1 protein-coding gene is annotated in these 592 nt (G+C 32.8%); it reads left to right on the forward strand.

Translation table 11 applies throughout. The features are described 5' to 3' along the window. Positions 1-96: 96 nt before the first annotated feature. Positions 97-435: a hypothetical protein gene (locus tag UNSWCS_RS07590; RefSeq protein WP_035143717.1), complete on the forward strand. Its 339-nt coding sequence runs from the start codon at positions 97-99 to the stop codon at positions 433-435. Positions 436-592 lie beyond the last annotated feature (157 nt).

A 592-nucleotide genomic window follows, 5' to 3' on the forward strand; every position in this document is an offset into this window, starting at 1 on the left:
TGTTAAAGGTATATGCTTCTTATCTAACTTGTGGTTTAGCTAATAAAAAAGTTCGCATGACGTTATCTTAATTTTGATGATTGGTCTAAAATAAGCGTGCCAAAAGGCTTCAAACGCGGTGCAAATTTTCACTTCAAATGTCAGCTTTTTAAGATGTATGCAAACAGTAGCTACTTAATGGCGTTAAAGAGCACAGCTAAAAGAGCAAAAGAGCGTAAACTAGATATGGAGTATGCTATCTTTGGCCTTGAACGTGATACTGATGTTAAAAACCTCTCTGATAAATTTACAAGTAAATTCCTAATCGGGCTTGAAAACGGTAAAAGTATCACCACCAAAGAAATTTACAACATTACTTACCTTGAAAATGACCTTAAATTTAAAGACATATCTAGTAAAGATAGGCTTTATAAAAAGGTGGATACGAGAGTTTAGGAGTAAATTTATGCATACTAAAAAGCCTTGGAAAAATAAATCTTTTTACAAAAAAGACGATATCTTTGGTATGAAGCTAAAAGGATATTAGATGATAAACGCACTTGGTAGCTACCCCTTAAATTTAGAGCAGAACATAAAGGTATCAACCAAAGTT

Origin of the sequence: Campylobacter concisus UNSWCS (assembly GCF_000466685.1) — a bacterium.
In the GTDB taxonomy this organism is placed as follows: Bacteria; Campylobacterota; Campylobacteria; order Campylobacterales; family Campylobacteraceae; genus Campylobacter_A; species Campylobacter_A concisus_A.